Genomic DNA, 14727 nt, shown 5'->3' on the forward strand with positions numbered 1-14727 from the left:
GACATCATGAAGGCGAGCGGCTTCCCATACGTCGTACCGATGCTTCTGCTTTCGGTGGTGTTTTTTGCAACGCCGCTCGCCGTCCTTGTCGGCTTCAGCTTCGTCAGTCCCGGCGGTGCTAGTCTTGAACACTATGCTCGCTTCTTCGGCGATTCCTTCAATTTCCGGGTCCTCGTCAACACCGCGCGGCTTGGCGTCGAGACGGTTATCGGCACGACGCTGCTCGGGATTCCGATCGCCTTGCTCTATTGGCACGGTGGCCGGAACCTGCGGCAGGTCCTGATTTTCCTCACTCTCATCCCGATGCTGACCAGCAACGTGGTGCGGACCTTCGCCTGGATCGTCATTCTTGGACGCCAGGGTCCGATCAGCGAGACACTCGTTTCCGTTGGCATCACCGGCATGCCGACCAGCCTCTTGTTTACCGAGACCGGTCTGGTCATGGCGATGTGTCAGATCGACCTGCCGTTGATCATCCTGCCCTTGATCGCCATTTTGTCACGGACGCCTCAACAGCTCACCGAGGCGGCACAGGTGTCCGGCGCTGGGCCATGGCGCATCCTGGCAACCGTACTCGTACCGCTGATGCTCCCCGGATTGCTGGCTGGCTGGATCCTGGTCTTTGCGAGCACCAGCAGTTCCTTCGTGACCCAGGCGGTGATTGGCGGCGCGCGGAACGTCTACGTGCCGCAATTGATCTACCGCGAGGTTGGCACGCTGTTCGACTGGCCGTTGGCCTCGGCGATTGCCGTCGTGCTGCTGCTGTCGACGGGCTGCCTGCTTGTCGCTCTCACCATGATTTCCCGTCACAGGAGGTTGGTCGGCCATGCTTGATCGTCGAGAAAATCCCATCCCGGCACTTCTCTACAGCGTCTTCGTCTATGGTTTTGGCGGTCTCTGCGTCATCTATCTGATCGCGCCAATCGTCATTGCCCTGATGATGTCCTTTACGTCAGGCCAAACTTTGAAATATCCCCCACAAGGGTTTTCGTTCCGCTGGTACCAGGCGCTGCTCGATCCCGTCCGCTCGGCGACCGAACAACTTGCTGCCTGGAACTCGCTGAAGATCGCTGGCCTCGCAGTCCTCGGCTCGCTGCTGTTCGCCGTTCCCGCCGCCATCGGTATGACGCGAATGAAGCGAGGGACCGTCAGCACGATCGAGCCACTTCTTCTGGCACCGCTTGTCCTGCCCAGCCTTGTCTATGGATTGGCGGCACTGATCGTTGCCAACTTCATTGGTTTGCGGCCGTCGCTTTGGCTGACGATCGCAGGCCATGTCGTGGTCTTCGGTCCGCTGATGTATCGTGCAGCCTCCGTCGTTGCCCAAGGGATCAATCCCTCTCTTGCCGAGGCATCGACGGTCATGGGCGCGAACTGGTTCACAACCTTGCGGCGGGTGACGCTGCCGCTTTTGATGCCGGCTATCTTGGCGGGTGCGTTCCTCGTCTTCATCCAGTCGCTCGACAACGTCTCCGTCTCGCTCTTCCTTGCCGACGCCCGGACCACGCTCCTGCCGCTCAGGATGTTCGCGTTGATCGAGGAATCCCTCGACGTCCGCGTCGCTGCGATCTCCGGGATTTTGATCGCCGTGACGCTGGTGGGGCTGCTCGTCGCCAGACGCGTCCTCGCCCCACAGCGGCAAGTCTAGCTCACACATATCGAACTCGAACTGACAGGTAACACACCATGACCATGCGCCCCAAAACTGCAGGCAACCGGATCGGATCGCTGATGGCGGAGTTCGAACCGGACTTCGAATTCTCGAGCCCGATGCCGCTTCCCGTCGAGGAGTTCGAGGAGCGCCTCCGCCGTATCCGACGCCAAGCCGTCGAGGCAGGTCATGATGCCATCATCGTCCATACAGGCAGCGTCGGCTGGTTCCACACCTCGAATGCCTATCTCCGCTATATCTGCGACTGGATGCGCGAGGGCGTGCTGATCATTCCGACGGATGCGGACAAGGCCATGGTGCTCCTGTCCTTCTTCACGCAGTCCGTCCTCTTGCCGCCCGGCGGGGAACCGGTCCTCGTTGACGAAATCTGGCAGATCGGCCCGATTGGTCGTGAATATGCCGATCGCCCCGGCGACTCCGTCATCAAGACGGCGGAAAAATGCGCCGAGGTGCTGGCGAGGGTCGGATGTGCCAAGGGGCAGATCGGCAGAATCGGCGATCGGACGTCAATGACATTTTGGGCAGCGCTCGACGAACAGCTTCCCAGATGCAAGTTCGTCGCCGACAACGGCGTCCTCGACCGCATGCAGAAGGTCAGGTCGCCGCGTGAGATCGAGATGTTCCGTGCCGCCGCGCAACTGATCAGCATCGGCACCCAAGCCGCCTACCATGTCGCCAGACCCGGTGTCACCGACCATGAAATCTACGCCGCCTTCAGCTATGCCCAGCTTGCCCTCGGCGGCGAGACGGGCGACGGCTACCAGATCGGCATCAACGAGTTCGGCACCCATTGCGGCAAGCCTTACGGGCATGTTGTCCGTCCCGGCGATCTGATCAATCTCTATATCTCGAACGTCACCTACCGCGGCTATACCGCCCAGACCGCCCGCATGATCGCCGTCGGTAACATCACGCAGAAGCAGGAGGACGTTCTCTCCGCCTGCACCGAGGGCGTCAAGCGCGCCGGAAAGCTGATCAGGCCCGGTGCGCTGATGCGCGACATCAATAACGCCGCCTTCGAGCCGATGATCGAGCGTGGCATGCTGACGTCTCCAGAAGCGCGCACGATGCCTTACAACTGGTCGCCGATGCCCGACGGCGGTGCGCGTCTGATCCCGAGCCAGTACGTCAAGGATCTCGACTGGGAGGCACAGGGCCGCAAGCTCATGCATGTCTATCCAGCAACCGAAGGCCCGCACAATCCGAACCTCGGTCACTCCGTCGGCATGGCCGGCGGCCAGAACAGCTTCAACATCTCTTCGCATAACTACGATCGTCTCGAGGAGGGTATGGTCTTCGTGCTCCACTCCCAGTGGCTCGAACCCCTGTCGGCAGGCTGCAATATCGGCGACATGTATGCCGTCACCAAGGACGGTTTTGAGAACCTCAGCCGCCACACCCCACTTGAAACCCACCGCATTGCCGCCGAGGCTTGAATGAGCAGACCCATGGAACACACGCATTTCGACTTCGCAAAACTCACCGAGCGGGAACGATACAAGCTGCTGATCGGGACGGTCATTCCGCGCCCGATCGCGTTGGTCACGACATTGAGCAAAGACGGTCGGCCCAATGCCGGACCGTTCAGCTTCTTCAATGTGCTGACCCACGATCCGGCGATCGTCGCCATCGGCGTCGAGAACTATTCCGACATGAGCTTTAAGGATACGGCGCGCAATATCCGCGAGACCGGAGAGTTCACCGTTCATATCGTCGACGATGCCCTGGTGGCACAGATGGAGGTCTGCGCCATCAAGTTCGGACCCGAGGTCGATGAGATGTCGGAGGCGGAGTTGGCGACAGCACCAGGGCAGATGGTTCGAAGTCCGCGCATTCTGGCGGCACCCGCGGCGCTGGAATGCCGCCGGCACACGACGTTGCAGGTCGGTCCGGCCCGCGAGATCATCCTCGGGGAAGTTCTGGGGGTTCATATCCGCAGCGATGCCGTCAATCCGTCGAATTTGCATATTGATCAGCAACTGATGGATGCTGTGGGAAGGATGGGCGGCCACACTTATGCCCGGACGCGTGATCAGTTCGACGTCAAGACGCAGACCAAGGAGGAGTGGAACGCGCTAAAGAGGCTTTAAAGGACAGGCCACATTGCGCGATTGGAAATGACACCGGTCGTAGAAGGCTGCCCAAGCCTAACGTTTGCATGATCTGGAATGGGGTATCCAACCCACGCACCAGAGCTTGATCATCGACATACTTTAGCCCCGTCTCCACCCATACGCGATCATCCTGGCTGAACGTCCTTGGGAGCGTTCGATTTATCGTGCCCAAAAAAGCGATAAAGGACGTCAGAGCGCTGTCTGCCTCGCACCTAGACCATCTGCGTTGGTCTTTTCAAAGACGATTGATGCGGCAGAAAGGGTAGAAGTGCGACAGCATCGGACATCGTCACAACTTTGCCTTAAGGATGGGAATATCCCCGCGAGTCCCACTCGGGGGATGTTGATGTGGAGCATAGAATGAATAAATGTTCGTACTTGATCGCGTTCTCTATCGCTCTACTCGCCTCAGCCGGCTCGATTGCGAAGGCCGACGGGTTTGCTAAAGTGGCGCAAGCTGCGTTCGAACCGTTGGTAAAGCAATACGACATTCCGGGACTTGTGGTCGGAGTTACCCGGAACGGGAAACATGAGTTTTATGCGGTCGGGTTGGCATCGCGTGCCGACAACCATCCCGCTACGCCAGATACGCTATTCGAACTTGGCTCGATGAGCAAAATTTTCAATGTGACGCTTGCAGCACTGGCTGAAGAACGCGGGAAGCTCAGCCTCGGTGACACGGTGGCACACCATCTCTGTGACGACGCATGTTCAATTGGTGACAAGCTTACACTCATGGATTTGGCAACACACCATTCGGGCGGTCTGCCATTGCAGGTGCCGGACAATCTATCGAATGTCGATGGGTTGGTGAATTGGCTGAAGGGTTGGCATCCTCCACAACCGGGAGCACGAAGCTATTCTAACATCAGCATTGGGATGCTCGGCTATATATCCGGCCAAGCTATGGGCTCCAATTACAAGCTGTCCTTACAAGACATGTTATTCCCCGCATTCGGGCTACATCATACGTGGATAGACGTCCCGAAGAGTGACTTGAACCTGTAAGCTTTCGGCTATGACCGAAAGACCAATGCACCAATCCGGGTCAACCCTGGAGTCTTGGACTCCGAGGCCTACGGCGTGAAGTCGAGTGTCCGGGATATGCTCACAGTTCTTGACGTGGAGTTGGGACAGGGGAATGCCCCCGAAGACCTCCGCAAGGCCGTCAAGCGAACCCAGGAGGGCCACTACAAAACTGCCTTTTTCACCCAAGATATGATCTGGGAACAATACCCATGGCCCGCCGATCTGCAGGCCATGACGTCCGGCAATGGCTCCGATTTCATTATGAAGCCGCAGCCGGTTCAAGGTATCAGTCCAGCGCTTCCTCCCCAGAGGAATGTGATCCTGAACAAGACCGGCTCAACGAACGGGTTTGGCGGCTACATCGCTATGTTGCCGGGCGAAGGGATAGGTGTCGTCGTCCTCGCAAACAAAAATTACCCGAACGAAGCTCGCGTGAAGGCAACATATTCTCTAATTCAGGCATTGCTCACGAATTAGCGCAAGCGATGGGCGGGCGGGGCGACATGCGTTCAAGGGAAGCAAGCAATGTGGGTGCGCGCAAATCGTGCAGCTTACCTGGTCTGGGTTCGCGTCATCGGATCGCGATGTCATATATCACATAGAAAGAAGGGAAAAATTGGTCAGCTGCCATTCTGGTCGACGAGAGGGTCGTTGCTGCGGTCCACCGCTTTATAGATTTTACTGCAAGCGGTCGTGTTGGCAGAACTTCCGACACCCGCGAACCGGTAATTAAAGCCACGCCCTGCTGAGCTGCGTATGCAACTACCCAGTCAGCGGTTTATATTCTTCGTGTTTTATGTGGCGCGTAGGATTGGTTAGGCAATTTTCCAACTCGCTAGCCTTGTTCTCGGTGCTCAGAACTGCCGGGTCGGTGGTTCGAACTGGTTCAAGGCGAAGGCAATTCGCGTCTATCCCAGGCTTCCTGCGAACCGTTCCGGATAGCGTTCCCGCTGGAACACCTCGACCACGTAATCGACGAAGACCCTCGTCTTCAAAGGGACGAGATTTCTGCTGGCATAGTAGATCGATATTGGCCCGGCGTCGATCCACCATGACGGCAACAGCCGCGGAAGTTCGCCGCTTTCGAGGTGGGGAAGGGCGTCTGCCTTGTCGATCAACGTAACGCCCAATCCCAATAGTGACGCCGCCCGCATTGCGGCCGGATCGTTCACCACAATGATCTCCTTAAGCGAAACCGCCTGCTCCTCTCCGGACGTATTTCTCATCAGTCGCGGCGCAATCCGACCAGTGCGCAGAGACCGCATCGCTATGCCATCCAGCGCCGCAAGATCCGTGGGGGAGGCGGGCAGGGGACGGCCCCGCAGATATTCGGTTGAAGCAACGGCGATGAGATGTGCGGGAGCATGTTGTTGCGTCCAACGAGACCTTTGAATCGACCTAGGCTCAGGACCTATTAAATAGCTTGCGGGGTTTCCTCGGTTTTGATTCACTGGGATCGAACGGAGGGACCGCCATGAGTGATTTGATGTTTTTGTCAGACGCGCAAATGCGCCGTATCGAGCCTTATTTTCCACTATCGCATGGCGTTCCGCGCGTGGATGACAGGCGTGTCTTGAGCGGCATTATCTTCGTTCTGCGCAATGGGTTGCGATGGCGTGACGCTCCCAAAGAGTATGGGCCGCACAAGACGATCTATAACCGCTTCATCCGGTGGAGCAGGCTCGGGGTGTTCAATCGCATACTGGCCGAACTGACAGCAAAAGGGGGCAAGCCTGAGCAATTGATGATCGACGCGACCCATTTGAAAGCCCATCGCACCGCAGCCAGCCTGCTAAAAAAGGGGATGTTCCCCGACGTATCGGACGCACCAAAGGCGGGTTGAACTCCAAGCTGCATGCTGTTTGCGATGGTCACGGTCGGCCACTGATCCTGCTCTTGAGCGAAGGGCAGATGAGCGACTACAAAGGTGCCGCGCGGATGCTGCATGCTTTTCCCAAGGCAAAGACGCTTCTTGCCGACAAGGGTATGACGCCGACTGGTTTCGAGACGCCTTGGCGCAACGCAAGATAACGGCCTGCATTCCATCACGGGCAAACCGCAAGGTGCCGATCCCGCACGATCCAGCGCTCTACAAAAAGCGGCACAAGATCGAAAACATGTTCGGCAGGCTCAAGGACTGGAGGCGAATTCACACCCGGTACGACCGTTGCGCTCACACCTTCTTCTCAAGCATATGCATCGCCGCCGCCGTCATCTTCTAGATCTGATTTAACGAGTCCTGAGCCTAGCTCGATCGACTCGGTTTTTTGATGGATAGTACATGGCCGTCGCGTGGTAATTCACCGGCCGGCGTCGAAAGGAAGCATATCAAGTTTTACTTGGAGAATTTTGAGCAGACAGCTGCGTACCGCGGGGGCGGATATCCGGTTTGAGGTAGAAAAGGGCTCGTCCGGCAATGACTAGGCGAGCCCTTTTGAAGCGCCAATTCAAAACTTTTGGCGCTGCGAAATTTAACCCGATATGGTCAACAATTTTTACCCCCTTAGCTATGCCGAATGCCGGCCGCTCTATCAAGAACGCCATTTCGTTGCGATCTTGATCGACAGCGCCGCATTCTGTTGGTGACGCCGTCGGCCCTTGTAAAGGCGTTTCATTCTGTCGATGAGCCCCTGCCCTCTTCATTCCCATTGACTATGTGATCAAGCCAAACTATATTTTGTACCAACAACTAACCCAGCATCCTGTGAGACTTGCGCTCCGGGCGGGTGGGGGAAAAAGCCGGCGCAAGCCGGTTTTTTTATGTCTTTGGGGGCAAGGGTGCCGGCACTACGAACGCGCGTCTATATTGACGGCTATAACTTATACTACGGCTGCCTACGCAAAACTGCTTTTAAGTGGCTCGACGTTCTTGCCTTATTTGAGGCCCATATTCTTCCGACAATCCTTTACCGCCCAAGCGCTGAAGCGGAACCGGCTTCTATGGTTCTGCATCGTGACTGCGCGATCAAATATTTTACCGCCAAGATTATCGAAAGTGCAGCAAAAGGCGACGACTCGGTTTCGTCGCAGGCTCAGTATCACAACGCGCTCACGACGCATTGTGGCGGTCGCTTATCTTTTGTAATGGGCAGCTATTCGCTTTACAAGGCTAACCAGCATGTTGTTCCGGCCGACGATCCAAAGCGCTGGCCGCGGGACTGCGAAAAAATGCAGGTTTGGAAGCTGGAGGAGAAGCAATCCGACGTTAACCTCGCACTCCAACTCTATGACGACGCGCTAAGCGGAGAGATCGATCAAGTGGTACTTGTCACCAACGACACGGATCTCGCCCCGGCGCTGGAGATGCTGAAGCAGCGATGTCCGCATATCGTCCGTGGACTTGTTGTGCCGACTCGAAAAGTTGGAGAGGGCGGCCATCTTGAACGGGAGGCTAATGTATCATTGGCGAAGCTTGCCCACTGGGTCAGGCGGCACATATCCGAGGATGAGTTGCGAGCCTCGCAGTTGCCAGATGTCATTCCGGGTCGTCGCCGCGCCAGCGTCAAGCCGTATTCTTGGTACGCCAAGCCGCATCATCTCGCGAAGATGCTCGAAATCGCCAAGCCTGTGCTTAATACCGATGGAGAAATCTTAAAATGGGCTCGTAGTGCGGTGACACATCTCGGTGGGCTGCGACCAATCGATATGATTGAGACGGATGCCGGTGCGGAAAAGGTGTTTCAATATATCGAGACTTATATCCGCGAAAATCCCAGTACTACTTGAAAATGGGAAGAAATATATTCAAAGCTTTGCCCACCGGTGTCGAGATCCAATCAAAATGTGTTGCCTCGTTCCAACCAGCTCACGACACCAAACGTCGGTGCGATAATCTGCAAGCGATTTGACACATGGGGAGGAGCGGTTGGCAATTGAACGCCCCCTTTACGCGAATGCAACCTCTGGCCGCTAACACTACGGACGAAAAGGCGAGGAGATTGTTATGACTTGGGGTTTTGAGCGCGGTCGGAAATATAGTCGGAAACTCGACATTCATGGCCATTTTGGTGGCCAAGAACAGGGTGGCATCATAACCCCGGCAAGCCACAGCCTCGTCATTGCCACGACAGGATCCAAAGGTCGAAATCATGGGTACGAGGACCTTGAGTTGCCTGACGGTAGCTTCGAGTATTTCGGTGCTGGACGGCGGGGCGACATGGTTATGTCGCGGGGTAACGAAGCAATTCTAAACCATTCAGCGAACTCGAAGAGCCTTCTTCTTTTTAGAAATGAAGGTGATGGTTATAGCTTTTTGGGCGAGTTTGTATGCTCGGGGTATGAAATCCGTCAGGCACCGGATGAAGACAGTAATATCCGGAATGCCTTTGTTTTCCGGTTCTGGCCGCTCGACAATATCGATGATTTTGTCAGCGAGCAGGTTGATTTACCTACTGGATTAGCCGCTGCGGACCTCAACCTGGAAGAATTGCGCCGACGAGCTTATGACGCCGCACGCCCAAGCGTGCCCAGTCGCCCACAAACGTCAACGGTTTACGAGCGCAGCCGCGATGTTGCCCTTTATGTCTTTCGGCGAGCGAATGGTCTGTGCGAGTATGATGGAAAGGCAGCGCCGTTTCTTCGTGAAAACGGCGAGCCCTATCTCGAGCCACACCATATTCAGCGCGTCAGTGATGGCGGACCTGATGATCCGCGGTCTGTCGTAGCGCTTTGCCCGAACTGTCATCGGCGCGCCCATTCTGGCGTCGGAAAGGCAGAGATGAAAGCGCAACTGATGGAGAAAGTCAGAATGCTCGAGCAGCTATAGCGCCGGTGTATCGTGCTGGTCCTAATCTTAATGGGTCTTGGAGCTCGAAAACTGCGCGGATTCCATAATGAGGGCTTACGTGACCGCCGATATCCCGTACGAACCACGCTTCCTTTTGTATCAATCACTTAATAGATCTCAGACACGGGTCGAGGGTTCGCTTCCCATCAAGGCGTAAGACGCGAGCAAGGGATTTTGCTCGCGTCTCCTTAGGGTGCGTTTTCTACTGCATGCGGAAGGCCGGGCATCGATGAGAGGCCGGTTGGGCCGAACCCGTCAGTCCATCCTAAAGGATCGCGCTCGCTCAGCCGTCTTCGCCCGGCATGCCTGCCGGCCCAAGAGAGCAACTCAGCTCGCAGTTTTGCCGCTGGCCCGGCGAAACTCATCCGAGGTCTCGTCGAGAAAGACGTACAGCGCTTTAATCTTGCCATCGCGGACGGTGATCACGTCCCAGCCCGTATATTCGGGCGACTCACCGCGCGGCCCCGAACCCCAAGCCAACCGTCCGGCGTTGTGGAGCACCTGCGGATTGCCGTGCGGCGCATAGACATAGTGCGGATGCGTGGCTCTTAGGTCGCCAGCGAACTTGTCAATCGCATCGTGGCCGATGATTGCACCGGGAGTAACGTATAGGACGCCGTCGTCTGCCCAGAGTTCGCCGATCGCGGCACGCCGCCGGTCGTTGTCGCCTTCGCCGAAGACCTCCTGGAGGTTCCGGTCGAGCAACTCGCGGATACGCTCTGCGGATTCGTTAGACTGTATCATGACATGCTTCCTTGAGAGGACGCCGAACCTCGGCCACGGTATTGTGTCGAGGTTCCTGGCGACACGTGTGACTTCAGATTTGAGCCTGGCCGCCATCGACGAAGAGTTCGATACCGTTGACGAAGCTCGCGTCATCAGAGGCAAGGAACAGCACAGCCTTGGCGATCTCTTCCGGCTGGCCGACCCGTCCGGCAGGAATCAGGCTCGCGAGATAATCCCTTGTGCCCTGCGCCTGGTTGCCGCCACCAAACAGTTCATCCAAACCGGCTGTATCGGTGACGCCGGGGCTGATCGCGTTGACGCGGATGTGCCGATCTTTCAGGTCGAGCATCCAGTTGCGGGCGAAGTTGCGCACCGCGGCCTTGGTCGCCGAATAGACGCTAAAGGCCGGTGTGCCGGAAATGCTGGTGGTAGAACTCGTCAGGATGACGGATGCACCGTCCTTCAAAAGCGGTAGCGCCTTCTGAACCGTGAACAGGACGCCCTTCACATTGGTGTCGAACGTGCGCTGATAATGTTCCTCGGTGATCGCACCGAGCGCGACCATCTCGCCGCCACCGGCATTGGCGAACAGCACATCGATCTGTGCGTGCTTCTGTTGGACGGCGTCGTAAAGCCTGTCGATGTCGGCGAGATCAGCCATGTCGCCCCGCACTGCCGTCACGCGGCCGCCGATCTGCTTCACGGCGGCATCCAATGCCTCCTGCCGGCGCCCGGTGATAAACACCGAAGCACCCTCTGCAGCAAAAGCTTCTGCTGCGGCGAGACCGATACCGCTGGATCCACCCGTCACCACCACGACCTTGTTGTTGAACCTGTTCGTCATCGTCTTTCTCCTTCAAAACCGGCGAAGTGCCGTTGCTTCTGAATATGGAAGATGGACGATGAGGCTTGTAGTCAGCGAGTTTGACACGTACCGTTCCATGGGAGGAACGCTGGATGCGGATTGATCTGAACGATTACGCCTATTTCGCCAAAGTCGTCGCTCATGGCGGCTTTGCCGCCGCAGGACGGGCGCTGCGTGAGCCGAAGTCTAAACTTAGTCGAAGGATTGCCAGCCTTGAGGACCGGCTGGGCTTGCGATTGATCGAACGGACGAGCCGCCGCTTCCGGGTGACTGACACTGGCCAGGCATTCTACGAGCGATGCAGAGCAATACTTGCGGAAGCTGAACAGGCGGAAGCGCTGGTCGCGCAGGCGCAAACTGAACCGCATGGCCGCATCCGCTTCAGTTGCCCAACAGGGATGGTCGCGCCCATTTCGACATTGATGTCATCCTTCCTGTTACGCTTTCCGAAAGTGCGGCTTCAGCTGGTGGCAACCGACCGGGCGGTGGACCTGATCGAAGAACGCATTGATCTCGCGCTTCGCGTCCGCGCCAGCCTTACCTCGGATGCAGCCCTGACCATGCGGTCGCTGGGAGCCTCGATCCGCATTCTGGTTGCCAGTCCTCAACTTGCCAGTCAGGTGGCCAACATCGAGCATCTGAACACCTTCCCGACATTGGCAACTGACCATGCGTCGGACGATCTCGAATGGCACCTGGAAGCGGAGGATGGGCACAAGCATATCGTTCGCGTCCGGCCGCGCATGGGATGCGAGGATATGGCAACCGTGCGCGATGCTGCAATCAATGGCCTGGGTATCGCGCTGCTGCCCGATCATGTCTGCCGCGATGCGCTGGAGGCTGGAAAGCTTGTGCGCGTGTTGCCAGCTTGGGGTGGGCTACAAGGCATCGTGCATCTGGTGTTTACGACGAGACGCGGCCTGTCACCTGCCGTCCGCGCGCTCATCGACCACCTCGCTGCCGGCTTTCCGCGCGACGCCCTCAGCAAACGCACGTGACACGGTGCATCTGCGTAGCTAGCCCGCCAACTGGTTCTCATATCGCAATGCCCAGTCCCGCAAGGTCGCAAAGGTCGGCATGAGGTCGATACCGGCCTGCGAAAGCGCATATTCGACCCGTGGAGGTATCTCCGCGTAAGCGGTGCGAATGACAATGCCGTTGCGCTCGAGGTCGCGAAGCTGCTCGGTCAGCATATGCTGAGTGATACCCGGAAGCGCTCGGCGCAGTTCGCCGAAACGCATCGGCCCAGCAACCAGGCTACAGACGATCTCGATCTTCCACTTACCGGTGATCGCCCGGATCGCCCGCTGGAAGCGCATCACGTCGATCGGCTCGGGTCCCGTGCAGCCATCGCAATCTTCGCCATATATCCGCGGCTCTATGGTCTGGTTTTTCATACTACCTCTGAAAATTCATCCTACTTGCCAATTTTCATATGCTTCGCAATGACTGTCGCAAGGACAAGTGAAGGTATGGAAAATCATATGAGCAAGATTCTTATAACGGGTGGTTCAGGGTTCCTTGGCAGCCATTGCATCGTAGCGGCGCTCGCCGCGGGGCATGAGGTTCGCACGACGCTGCGCAGTCTCGACAAAGCAGGAGAAGTCCGCGCCATGCTCGCGGCAACCGGTGTCGATCCGAAGCAAGAGGTCGCATTTTATGAAGCTGATCTGGGGAATGACGAAGGTTGGAGCGACGCTGTCGCGAGCTGCGACTATGTTCTGCACACTGCATCTCCGTTTCCGTCAGCCCAGCCGGACGATCCGAATGACCTGATTGTGCCGGCGCGTGACGGAACGTTGCGTGTTCTTCGCGCAGCCAGTCGTGCCGGCGCGAGGCGCGTTGTCCTCACATCCTCCTTTGCCGCCGTTGGGTACGGCCCAGAGGCACCTAGCCATATCTTTACTGAGGACGACTGGACGCCGGTCGATGCACCAAATCAGCCATACATCCTGTCGAAAGCCATCGCGGAGCGCGCTGCATGGGATTTTGTGAAGGACAGTGGAACACCCGAACTAAGTGTCGTCAACCCAACCGGAATATTCGGACCCGTGCTCGGCCCTCAGCTTTCGACGTCAATTCAGATCGTCAAAGGACTGCTGGACGGGGCGTTCCCACCTGAGTTGCCGGACATGTGGTTTGGTGTGATCGATGTGCGCGACGTGGCCAACCTGCACCTACGGGCCATGACTGATCCGTCCGCGGCGGGCGAGCGCTTCATTGCCGTGAGCGGCGAGCCGCTGTCTCTGGTGGACGTTGCAAGCATTTTGCGCGAACACTTTGGCGAACTCGCCGCCAGAGTTCCCGGTCGCGGTGCCTCTTCCTCACGTAGCGCAAGCCATAGACGCTCCAGCAGTGACAAGGCGAGGCAGAGGCTAGGGTGGAAGCCACGCACAAGCGAAGAAGCAATTGTCGCCAGTGCTGAAAGTCTTATCCAATTGAAATTGCTCGAAGTCCTAGATTGATTTCGAGGGGTGTGAGAATTTTCACAAAGGAACCGGGAACGGAAGCTTGGTCGATGTGCGATGAGAATATCGCGTACCCAACGGCGCAAGCCGACGGTCCGACTACTTTCAAGGCGAAGAAGCCGTCCGGAACAGTGCCAACGCTAATTGGGGTTAAAGCTGGTAGACGACCTTGCGCCCCATATCGGCCATAGGGGCAGGTTTTACCTTCACCCAGAAGCGGGCATTATGGATCACCTGAATTTCACAGTCGCCACAAGGAGCAATTCCCCTGATCTGTGAGCGTCACGCCCGGCTCGCCCGCACGCTCAGCCACCGATCATGGGGCTTTCCGACGCACTGGCGTACCTTGCTGACGATCCAGCCCGCGTCTGTGAGTTCGGACCGCAGGCCAGACTCGCGCCAGTACGTCTCGGCGTAATGCCGCGGTGCTGCGGCGCTGCCGTGGGTGGATACATCCTCGCCGTCGCCCTCTCTGACCGAGGCGTGCAGGCGCCCACCGGTCCGGGTCGCCTTGGCAAGCCGTCTAAGCACTGCGCCGAAATCCTCGTGCGAGACGTGAATTAGGCAGGCACAGGCCCAGATCCCGTCGTACGGCGTGCCGGGACGCTGCGGGTCGGCCAGGTCGTCGGTCAGCGGGTCCAACAGGTCGGTCTCGAAGCCACTCCCGCGAAGCAGTTCGACGAAGCCCTTCGAAATGTCGGTGCGCCGGACACTAATCCCCCGCTTCTCAAGCTCAAGTGCATCTCGCCCGCCACCGCTGCCGATCTCCAGCACCCTGCCCGAGCCACCCAGCTCGGTCACGAACACATCGATCTCTGTCGCGACCCACTCGGGCATCGTTGCGGCCTCGGCAGCATACTCCGCCGCTACCGCATCATAGGACCGCACAGTCTCCCTGTCGGTGCTCATCCTCGCGCTCCTCCTTTTAGACAACAGGTCGATGAGCGAGGGGCCCATCAGCCCGTTGAGCCTTTCACACACTTCGGCAGTTGGTGACATCGCGGGCGATTTCCTTCCCTGCTTTAGCAGAAATGCCATCAGAGATACCACTGGCCTATGCCAATGCT

The 14727-nt window shown here is 57.7% G+C and carries 12 protein-coding genes and 3 pseudogenes; 10 read left to right on the forward strand and 5 right to left on the reverse strand.

Features of this window, described 5'->3' with window-relative positions; genetic code table 11:
• Window positions 1-6 precede the first annotated feature (6 nt).
• The 5 genes and pseudogenes from J5278_RS27700 (at window position 7) to ampC (ending at window position 5292) form a co-directional block, all read left to right on the forward strand.
• Window positions 7-834: an ABC transporter permease gene (locus tag J5278_RS27700; protein WP_219259334.1), complete on the forward strand. Its 828-nt coding sequence runs from the start codon at window positions 7-9 to the stop codon at window positions 832-834.
• Window positions 827-1648, forward strand: a complete 822-nt coding sequence (locus J5278_RS27705) for an ABC transporter permease (RefSeq protein ID WP_219259335.1) — start codon at window positions 827-829, stop codon at window positions 1646-1648. The genes J5278_RS27700 and J5278_RS27705 overlap by 8 nt, the downstream gene beginning before the upstream one ends.
• A 38-nt stretch (window positions 1649-1686) precedes the next feature.
• Window positions 1687-3108 (forward strand): Xaa-Pro peptidase family protein, encoded by a 1422-nt coding sequence (locus tag J5278_RS27710; protein WP_219259336.1) that lies wholly within the window; start codon window positions 1687-1689, stop codon window positions 3106-3108.
• Window positions 3109-3762 carry a flavin reductase family protein gene (locus tag J5278_RS27715; protein ID WP_142831168.1) on the forward strand — a complete coding sequence of 218 codons (654 nt, stop codon included), beginning with the start codon at window positions 3109-3111 and terminating at the stop codon, window positions 3760-3762.
• 384 nt (window positions 3763-4146) lie between these two features.
• Window positions 4147-5292: pseudogene (gene ampC / locus J5278_RS27720) on the forward strand (class C beta-lactamase).
• Window positions 5293-5723: 431 nt separating this feature from the next.
• On the opposite strand, the pseudogene J5278_RS27725 reads toward ampC, so the two are convergent.
• A pseudogene (locus tag J5278_RS27725) lies at window positions 5724-6179 on the reverse strand (LysR substrate-binding domain-containing protein); the annotation flags it as partial.
• 110 nt (window positions 6180-6289) lie between these two features.
• Here J5278_RS27725 and J5278_RS27730 point away from each other — a divergent pair.
• The 3 genes and pseudogenes from J5278_RS27730 (at window position 6290) to J5278_RS27740 (ending at window position 9580) form a co-directional block, all read left to right on the forward strand.
• Window positions 6290-7037: pseudogene (locus J5278_RS27730) on the forward strand (IS5 family transposase).
• 718 nt (window positions 7038-7755) lie between these two features.
• Window positions 7756-8541, forward strand: a complete 786-nt coding sequence (locus J5278_RS27735; protein ID WP_374109219.1) for an NYN domain-containing protein — start codon at window positions 7756-7758, stop codon at window positions 8539-8541.
• A 217-nt stretch (window positions 8542-8758) separates the two neighbouring features.
• Complete coding sequence (locus tag J5278_RS27740) at window positions 8759-9580, forward strand: HNH endonuclease signature motif containing protein (protein ID WP_219259338.1); 822 nt, start codon at window positions 8759-8761, stop codon at window positions 9578-9580.
• 348 nt (window positions 9581-9928) lie between these two features.
• Here the strand turns inward: J5278_RS27740 and J5278_RS27745 are convergent, their stop codons facing one another.
• Entirely contained in the window at window positions 9929-10345 is a 417-nt protein-coding gene (locus J5278_RS27745) for a nuclear transport factor 2 family protein (RefSeq protein WP_219259339.1), read from the reverse strand.
• Between the two features lie 73 nt (window positions 10346-10418).
• On the reverse strand, window positions 10419-11171 hold the full coding sequence (locus J5278_RS27750) for an SDR family NAD(P)-dependent oxidoreductase (protein ID WP_219259340.1): 753 nt from the start codon (window positions 11169-11171) through the stop codon (window positions 10419-10421).
• A gap of 113 nt (window positions 11172-11284) precedes the next feature.
• On the opposite strand from J5278_RS27750, the gene J5278_RS27755 reads away from it, so the two are divergent.
• Entirely contained in the window at window positions 11285-12190 is a 906-nt protein-coding gene (locus tag J5278_RS27755; protein WP_219259341.1) for a LysR family transcriptional regulator, read from the forward strand.
• Between the two features lie 18 nt (window positions 12191-12208).
• On the opposite strand, the gene J5278_RS27760 is transcribed toward J5278_RS27755, so the two are convergent.
• Window positions 12209-12589 (reverse strand): helix-turn-helix domain-containing protein, encoded by a 381-nt coding sequence (locus J5278_RS27760; protein ID WP_082933820.1) that lies wholly within the window; start codon window positions 12587-12589, stop codon window positions 12209-12211.
• Window positions 12590-12676: 87 nt separating this feature from the next.
• Here J5278_RS27760 and J5278_RS27765 point away from each other — a divergent pair, with 87 nt between their 5' ends.
• Window positions 12677-13657 (forward strand): aldehyde reductase, encoded by a 981-nt coding sequence (locus J5278_RS27765; protein ID WP_219259349.1) that lies wholly within the window; start codon window positions 12677-12679, stop codon window positions 13655-13657.
• A gap of 285 nt (window positions 13658-13942) precedes the next feature.
• Here J5278_RS27765 and J5278_RS27770 read toward each other — a convergent pair whose 3' ends face one another.
• Window positions 13943-14569, reverse strand: a complete 627-nt coding sequence (locus tag J5278_RS27770; RefSeq protein WP_219259461.1) for a bifunctional 2-polyprenyl-6-hydroxyphenol methylase/3-demethylubiquinol 3-O-methyltransferase UbiG — start codon at window positions 14567-14569, stop codon at window positions 13943-13945.
• Window positions 14570-14727 lie beyond the last annotated feature (158 nt).

The sequence above is a fragment of the Rhizobium sp. B21/90 genome (assembly GCF_019355815.1).
Taxonomy (GTDB): domain Bacteria; phylum Pseudomonadota; class Alphaproteobacteria; order Rhizobiales; family Rhizobiaceae; genus Rhizobium; species Rhizobium rhododendri.